Here is an 8,124-nt window from a genome sequence, read left to right on the forward strand (position 1 = left end):
GATCCCTCCTTCGACGCGGCGAGCAGGCCCTCCACGGCCCGCTGGCGACCGCCGATGGCACAGCACTCACCGCTCGCTCCTGCCGTCTCCCCGCCCCGTGCAGATGCCACCCGCCAGCCCCGCTCCGTCGAGGCGCCCCGGCCAAATGGCCCACAGGTGCAGCACGCGAAGATGCCGAACGCATCGCGTGCGGCGAGGATGGCCCGTGCGCACACCTCTCCGGTGCACTCTCCCCGTCTTTGTGCATACAAAGACGGGGAGAGAGGCGCGAGTGAGAGTCACGCACCGCCCTGGAGCCGAACGCCGATCGCGGAGGCTCATGCCAGGTGGGCCGGCGGTCGTCGGCGAGCAGGATGTCGAATCGTCAGGAGCGGTCATAAGGCCAGGGGCTTGGCGGGCCCGGGGTCGCGGGTCTTACGTCCTCGTGGTGTGGGGGCCGACGGGCCCCGGCGAACGGCCGGCCCGCAGCTGCGGGGGGCGGGCAGTAGCAAGCCCTCGACTCCCCGCGACGGACCGGCGGCAGCGGTTCGGGCGGCGGTCGACGGAAGCCCGGCGTCGGACTGGCGGCGGGGCCAACCCCGGGGTCGGCGGCGCGCGACCGAGCGGCCAGACGACCGGCGGTGCACGAAAGGCGGCATCCTGACGGCGGCGCCCGGCCGGCGGAACAGCGGGTGGTGGGCGGTGGGCGGTGGGCGCGATCGACTTCCGGGCGACGGCGAACAGGCCGGACAGCCGACGGGCGCCGCGCCGGACCGCAACGGGCGGGTTGCAAGGATCAGGTAGCCGTCACGCCCGGCCGCCGGGCCGGCAACGGCGAACGGACGACCGGACGGCCGGACGACGGCAGCGGGAGCCGGCGGCGCAGGGACCAGAGGGCGGGCTCAGGCGTTCAGGTAGTCCGTGCGGCCCTGGTCGTCGACGTCGAACGGTTCGCGGGGAATGACGCAGAACTCGTTGCCCTCCGGGTCGGCCATGACCAGGAAGCCGCTGGCGGCGAACTCCTGGAGTCGGCGGCCGCCCAGGGCTTCGATCCGCCGTTGCGCGGCGGCGGGGTCGGGGGCGCAAACGTCGAAGTGGACGCGGTTCTTGCCGGCCTTCGGGCCCTCGACCCGCTGAAAGCCAAGGCCCGGGCCGCCGGCTCTGGCCAGCCAGACGTACGGGCCGGTCCGGGCCGCGATCTGACGTCCCAGCACCTCGGACCAGAACGCAGCCAGCCGCTCAGGGTCCCGGCAATCGATGATGACGTCCTTGATCTCCATGTGATTCCCCGTCACTGCCCGATGTTCGCACAGTAGTCCAGTCGGATAGCGGCTCGGCCGGCCGCTGGGCGGTGGGCGCTGGGCGGTGGGCCCACGGCGGGCGGGGCCGGGCACCCAGCCGCCGAGCATCAGCCGCTGGAGTCGTGACAGCTGCGTGTGGGCAACCCGTCAGCGGCGCGACAGCTACGCGTGCGGAACACTCCGCAATGACCTGCGTGACCGAGGCAGCCCGCGGAAGGCGGCCGACCAACCGCGCACGTTCAGCCTCTGGAGTTCTCGTCAATGACAGGCATGGGTTCCCCGCCCGGATGCCATGTGTCGAGGAAGGCGGTCTGCCGGCTGACGTCGACGAACTCGATGCGGGCCCCGATGCTGTCCATACGGTGATAGGCGAACGGCCGACCGTAGGGACAGCCGGAGAAGTCCACGGGCATGCCTTCCTTCTCCACGCGCCGGGATCCTTGCCCGACATCGCTGGACCAGAAGCCAATGTGATCGAACCTGGCGCCCTGGGAGGCATCCCAGGGACTGCCTGTGGGCCCGGTGATGAGTTCGATGAACGGTGGCCCACCCGTAGTGAAGGCTATGCGGTAGTCCCACTCACCCATCCGGTCGGACACCGGGTCACTCCACTCGACCCCAGCCGAACGTTGAAAGTCCCGCATCGCCTGCTCGATGTCGGGGACCACGAAGCACACATGGTAAAAGCCAGTCATCCACCCATGATCGGACACGTCGGCGCAGAGGCCCAGTAGTGGGAACTGAGCTCAGCGTTCTCAAACGGCATGGCTTTGGTGGAAGTCCGCTGACGGCCGGAAGGTCTGCTCAGCCGCTCTGCTCGTTGGCAGGACTGCCCATGGGCACGCCTGCACGCCGGTGGATGGCGTCCAGGCGCATGGCGGTGTTCGGTCCCATCGTCAGGCTGACTGGTGCCGACGTACCCCGGTGAGCTGGCGGTGAGCTCCCGGTGAGCCCTGGCCGCGACTGTTGGGTCATCGCCGGATCCGCCGCGGACCGGCCACCCGACAGGGAGCGACGATGAACGTTCTGACCGGCAAGACGGCACTGGTGACCGGCGGTTCGCGGGGAATCGGCCGGGCGGTCGCACTGCGGCTGGCGGCCGAGGGCGCGCTGGTTGCCGTCCACTATGGCGGCGACGACCAGGCGGCCAAGGAGGTCGTGGGGCGGATCGAGGAGGCGGGCGGCCGGGCGTTCGTGATGCGGGCCCGGTTCGGCGAGGACGGCGCGGTGGACCGGCTGTTCGAGGAGCTGACCGTGGGGCTGGCGGGGGCCGGGCTGGACATCCTGGTCAACAATGCGGGCATCAGCTCGGGCAACCCGATCTCGCAGGTCACGCAGGAGGAGTTCGGCAGGCTGATGGAGGTCAATGTCGCCACCCCGTTCTTCGTGATCCAGCGCGCGATGGCGCTGCTGAACGACGGCGGACGCATCATCAACATGGGCTCCACGGCCAGCCGGTTCGCGGTCTCCACCCAGATCGGCTACACGATCAGCAAGGCGGCGCTGGAGTCGATGGCACCGTCGCTGGCCAACGAGCTCGGCCGCCGCGGCATCACGGTGAACACGGTCGCGCCAGGCGCCGTGCGGACCGACATGACCGCGGGCTACACCTCCGTCCCCGAGGTGGTGGCCGGGCTGGAGTCGATCACCGCGCTGGGGCGGTTGGGCGAGCCCGAGGAGATCGCGGACGTCGTCGCGTTCCTGGCCGGCCCGCAGGGCCGCTGGGTGACCGGTCAGACCGTCGACGTCTCCGGCGGGACCTTCCTCGGCCCGATCGCCCCGTGATCCTGCGCGCCGATGAATAATCGCCGGCATGCGGTTCGGAATCCTCGGCGAGACCCGAGCGTGGCACGGCGACGGCGGCGAGGTCCCGTTGGGCGGACCGGCCCGGCGGGCGCTGCTGGCTCTGCTGCTGGTGCGCCCGGGAGAGGTCGTCTCGACGGACCGGCTGGCCGACGAGATCGACCCCGCCGGGGCGCGTTCGGCGCATTCGCTGCAGTCCCAGGTGTCCAGGCTCCGTACCGCACTGGGCGCCGGGGCCGCGATCGAACGGGCCGGCGCGGGGTACCGGATCGTGGTCGATCCGGATGAGGTGGACACCTCCCGGTTCGAGCGCTTGGCCGGACAGGGCCGTACGGCGCTCGCCGACGGCGACGCCGGACGGGCGGTCGTGCTGCTGGACGAGGCGCTGGAGCTGTGGCGAGGACCGGCGTTGGCCGACCTGCCCGAGAGCCAGACGGCCCGGGCCGCCGCCGTGCGGTGGGAAGAACGCCGGCTCGGGGCACTGGAAGATCGCATCGAAGCGGCGCTGCGGCTCGGCGAGCACGGGGCGGTCGTACCCGAGTTGCGCGAGCTGGTCGGCTGCCATCCGCTGCGGGAACGGCTGGCGGGGCTGCTGATGCGGGCGCTGTTCGCCGAGGGCGGGCAGGCCGAGGCGCTGGTGGTGTTCGAGGAGACCCGGCGGCACCTGGCCGACGAGCTGGGCGCCGATCCCTCGGCCGAACTGACGGCGCTGCACCGGGAGTTGCTGAGCGCCGATCCGACGCCGTCGCCTGCCGCGCCGCCCGCCCAGCTGACGAGTTTCGTGGGGCGCGCCGATGAGGTGGCCGAGGTCGTCGAGGTGTTGCGGGTGGCCCGGTTGGTCACCCTCATCGGGCCGGGCGGCGTCGGCAAGACCCGGCTGTCGGTCGAGGTCGCGGGTGTCGGGGGCGCCGCGGGCCGGGTGTGCTTTGTGGAGCTGGCCCCACTGGGCGACGGTGCCGGCCTGCCGCATGCCCTGCTGGGCGCGCTCGGCCTGCGTGAGAACGGGCTCCAGATGGACGGCGGCGCGAAGGCGCCGGTCGATCGTCTGATCGCGGCGCTGTCCGACCAGGTGCTGCTGCTCGTCCTGGACAACTGCGAGCACCTTGTCGACGAGGTCGCCGGGCTGGCGGCGCGGCTTCTGGCGGCCTGCCCGCGGCTGCGGGTGCTGGCGACGAGCCGGGAGCCGCTCGGCATCATCGGCGAGCACCTCTTCCCCGTGCGGCCGCTCGACGAGGACGCGGCCGTACGACTGTTCACCGAGCGGGCCGGTGCCGTGCGGCGCGGCTTCACCGCCGACCCCGAGGTCGTGCGGCGGATCTGCGCGGCGCTCGACGACCTGCCGCTGGCCATCGAGCTCGCGGCGGCGCGGTCGCGCACCCTGGACATCGACGACCTGGCGGGGCGGCTGGACGACCTGCTCGCCGTCGGCGCCCGCGGCAACCGTACGGCGGACGAGCGGCACCGCACGCTGCGCTCGGTGGTCGCGTGGAGCTGGGATCTGCTCTCCGAGCCCGAGCAGCGGGCCGCGCGGCGGTTCACGGTCTTCGCCGGGGGCGCGACGGCCCGGTCCGCGCTTGGGGTGTGCGGCACCGACGGTGAGACGCTGGAGGCGCTGGCCGACAAGTCGCTGTTGGAGGTCGCGGGCGGCCGCTACCGGATGCTGGAGACGATCCGCGCGTACGGTGCCGAACGGCTCGACGCGGCGGGCGAAGGCGAGTCCGTGCGGCGCGCCCACGCCCAGCGCCTGCTGGAGCTGATGCGGACGGCCGACCCGCATCTGCGGCGGGCCGAGCAGTTGGAGTGGCTGCCCGTGGTCGCCGCCGAGCACGGTGACCTCCTGGCGGCGCTGCGCTGGGCAGTCGAGGAGCCGGCGGTGGAGACGGCCTTCGAGCTGCTTGCCGCGGCGTTCAACTACCTGTGGATCCGGGGCGCGTCCGCGTCGGTCGCGCCACTGGCGATCGCACTGCTCGCAGCGGTGGGCGAGGCGGTCCCCGACGGGTTCGGCGAGGAGTACGCGACGTGCGTGCTGCTCGCCGGCGCGGCGTCGGCGTCGGCGTCGGCGTCGGCGTCGGCGTCGGCGTCGGCGTCGGCGTCGGCGTCGGGCGATGCCGGGGGGCAGGTGTGGCAGCGGCACCGTGCGACGGCCGGCAAGGCGCTGGCGGCCGCGTGGCCCGGCGACCGGTCGGGCCGCTACCCGGTCGTCCTGCTGCTGTGGATGATGCGGAACGCGGGTGGACCGGACCCGTGGGGTGCATTCGCGCTCGTCTCGTCGCAGTGCGACTGTCCCGAGCCGTGGGCGCGGGCCGCCGCCCACTATGTGTCGGGGTTCGGGCACCTCGGCCAGCGGGATCCCACGGCGGCCGAGGACGCCTTCGGCCAGGCCCTGGAGGGATTCCGTTCGCTCGGTGACCGCTGGGGCATCGCGCTGGCCCTGGACACGCTGGCCGGCGTGGCCGGCGCACGCGGTGACCGGACGCGGGCGGTCGCGCTGACCGACGAGGCCCTGGTGCTCACCGAACAGCTCGGCGCCCTGGAGGACAGCGCCGACCTGCTGGTCAACCGGGGCGATCAGCTCGCCGGGGACGACGCGGCGGGAGCCCGTAACGCCTATGCGGACGCCGCCGCGCTCGCCCGCCGCGCCGGCAGCTCCACCTACCTGGCGGCTGCGCTGCGCGGGCTCGGCGACATCGCCCTGGAGGAGGGCGACCTGGCAGAGGCGGAACGGCTCTACTCCGAGGCGCTGGAGCGGATCGATCCGCACTGGATCAAGAGTCTGGGGCCCCGGGTGCGCGCGCTCGTCGGCCTCGGCCGCGTCGCCGCGGCCCGGAGCCACCGCACGGAGGCACGCGAGCACTACCGGCAGGCCGCCGAGGTCGCCGACACGGTCAGGGCGCACGCCCCGGAGGTGCTGCGCATGCTGGGGTTGTCCGAGAAGGCCATGGAGTCCGTCCTTGAGGCCGTGGCCGCGTAGCGGTGAGCGCGGTCGCCCTCCGCGGTGAGCGGGCGAGCGCGGTGCGCGCACGGTGAGCCCGTGGTGAGCGCTCCCGCGGAGAGCCTGGGCTGGTTCGACGAGAGCGACCGCCTCGTCGGGGTGGGACTGGTGCTGCTGCGGCCGTTGCCGAAGCTGAAGCGGTACCTCGCCTACCTGCCGGAGGGGCCGGTCATCGACTGGGCTGCGCCGGATCTGGAGCGGTGGCTTGAGCCGATGCTCGCGTACTTGAGGGCACGAGGTGCGTTCTCGGTGAAGATGGGGCCGCCCGTGGTGGCCCGACGCTGGAGTGCCGAGGTGGTCAAGGCCGCGATCGCCGACCCGCAGGCCCGGCGGCTGCGCGATGTGGAAGCCACCGCGCACGAGCCGCGGGCCTTCGACATCGCCGGCAGGCTGCGCCGGATGGGCTGGCAGCAGACCGAGCCCGGAGGCGAGGACGGCTTCGCCGCGGGCCAGCCGCGCTACGTCTTCCAAGTCCCCTTCGCCGGGCGGTCCCTGGAGGAGGTCCAGCGGGGCCTGAACCAGCAGTGGCGCCGCAACATCAAGAAGGCGGAGAAGGCCGGCGTCAAGGTCGTCCAGGGCGGCTACGAGGATCTGACCGCCTTCTACGACATCTACGTGGAGACCGCCGAGCGCGACCGGTTCATGCCGCGCCCGCTGGCCTACTTCCAGCGCATGTGGACCGCGTTGAAGGCCGAGGACCCCGACCGCATGCGCCTCTACCTTGCCTATCACGAGGGCGAGGTGCTCGCGGCGGCCACGATGCTGACCGTCGGCGACCACGTCTGGTACTCCTACGGCGCCTCCACCAGCCGTAAGCGCGAGGTCCAGTCGCTGATCCTGCGGCCACCTCGTGCTGACCGTCGACACCGATGCGGTGAGTGTGGAACGCCAGCCGCAGACCGGCCGGTTGAACCGCCCGTCGTGCGCAGCGGTCCTCGCGCCATGGGGCACGGGCGACCGCGGGAAGTACGCAGTGATCTCGGGACGTGTCTGGCATGGAACACCGCCAGGTCGCCGCGCGTCCGGGCCTGGCCGAAGGCACGGTCCGCGGAGGGATCCGCCACCGGGACCGCGGCCAGCGCGCGCAACACCCCAACTCCCCATTCGTCGACACGGAATCGGCAGCGCTCGCTACCCTTGGCATACGCCAATTGGAGGTAACACGATGAATGCTCGCTCCAGCCTGTTAGCCCGGATTGCAGCCTTTCTTCTGCACGGACGCCGCGCCCGCCTCGATCACCCTGACGCGCACCGTGCCGCCAGGCCGGACCAGCACGCCGGCCTCGCCATGCACTACCGCCCCTCCTCCCCTTCGGCAGGCGGCTCCGGCGCCTCAGGCTCCCTGTCCTGACCACAAGGGGGGACGGGTTCCTCGACCGAACAACGAATAAACGAATAGACGTGAGGTCCGTACTCCTCGGTGGCGTCACGGATCCGCGTGAGGAACATCAGGCTGGGTGGGTGCCGCGGAGGGCGGGCCGGAGCCGGCGGCCGTCGTCCGTGTCCGGGATCTTGACGCGCTCGGCGTCCATGGCGGCGAGTTCGGCAAGTGGCTCTGCTTGGTCGTGGCCACGCGAGTGCGCGACATGCAGGCGGTACAGCTCTTGCCCCCATCGCGCGCCTCCGCGTATTCGCACAGCGGTAGGCGTGGCGGACGCGCTGGTGGCGGCGCCGACGACGGCACCGAGAGCGAGCAGCACGGTAGCGACGGCACCGACTGAGCGCACGGTGCGGCGACCGGCTAGACGACCCATTTTCCCGTTCATACAGAGCCTTTCTTCTCCCAGGCCAATGGCCTGGGCTTTATGGATCCTCCCGCCGCAGCCCGCACTCAGGGGCGGGGCCGCGGCGGGCATCGGGGTTTGGCCTGGACGATCTGACCCTGCGGGGAGATCCGTCCCAGAAGCTATGGCGCCAGGCATAGTTGGGACGCTGAAACGGGCGCGGCACCCATCCCACCGGAACCAGACACTCAGGTCAGGGGTCTTCGTGGTGGTCAGTTGGCGATGCCGACCGGGTGGACCGTGATGTTCTCGTCGTAGGGGCCGG

Annotated in this window: 6 protein-coding genes; 3 read left to right on the plus strand and 3 right to left on the minus strand. The window is 72.2% G+C overall.

What is annotated here, in order from left to right:
- Window positions 1-881 precede the first annotated feature (881 nt).
- The gene (locus tag ACFVT2_RS39955; RefSeq protein WP_390026475.1) at window positions 882-1,259 is read right to left on the minus strand and encodes a VOC family protein; all 378 of its coding nucleotides are present in this window, start codon (window positions 1,257-1,259) and stop codon (window positions 882-884) included.
- A gap of 260 nt (window positions 1,260-1,519) precedes the next feature.
- Window positions 1,520-1,975: a VOC family protein gene (locus ACFVT2_RS39960; RefSeq protein ID WP_390026461.1), complete on the minus strand. Its 456-nt coding sequence runs from the start codon at window positions 1,973-1,975 to the stop codon at window positions 1,520-1,522.
- 322 nt (window positions 1,976-2,297) lie between these two features.
- Between ACFVT2_RS39960 and ACFVT2_RS39965 the strand changes: the two genes are divergently transcribed.
- The 3 genes from ACFVT2_RS39965 to ACFVT2_RS39975 are packed head-to-tail and all read left to right on the plus strand — an operon-like array spanning window position 2,298 to window position 7,236.
- A complete protein-coding gene (locus tag ACFVT2_RS39965) occupies window positions 2,298-3,065 on the plus strand; it encodes an SDR family NAD(P)-dependent oxidoreductase (RefSeq protein ID WP_390026464.1) in 768 nt (255 codons plus the stop codon).
- A gap of 28 nt (window positions 3,066-3,093) precedes the next feature.
- A complete protein-coding gene (locus ACFVT2_RS39970) occupies window positions 3,094-6,054 on the plus strand; it encodes a BTAD domain-containing putative transcriptional regulator (protein ID WP_390026466.1) in 2,961 nt (986 codons plus the stop codon).
- 60 nt (window positions 6,055-6,114) lie between these two features.
- The gene (locus ACFVT2_RS39975; protein WP_390026468.1) at window positions 6,115-7,236 is read left to right on the plus strand and encodes a lipid II:glycine glycyltransferase FemX; all 1,122 of its coding nucleotides are present in this window, start codon (window positions 6,115-6,117) and stop codon (window positions 7,234-7,236) included.
- Window positions 7,237-7,523: 287 nt separating this feature from the next.
- Here the strand turns inward: ACFVT2_RS39975 and ACFVT2_RS39980 are convergent, their stop codons facing one another.
- The gene (locus tag ACFVT2_RS39980) at window positions 7,524-7,775 is read right to left on the minus strand and encodes a hypothetical protein (protein ID WP_390026470.1); all 252 of its coding nucleotides are present in this window, start codon (window positions 7,773-7,775) and stop codon (window positions 7,524-7,526) included.
- Window positions 7,776-8,124 lie beyond the last annotated feature (349 nt).

This window comes from Streptomyces sp. NPDC058000, from assembly GCF_042886435.1.
Lineage (GTDB): Bacteria > Actinomycetota > Actinomycetes > Streptomycetales > Streptomycetaceae > Streptomyces.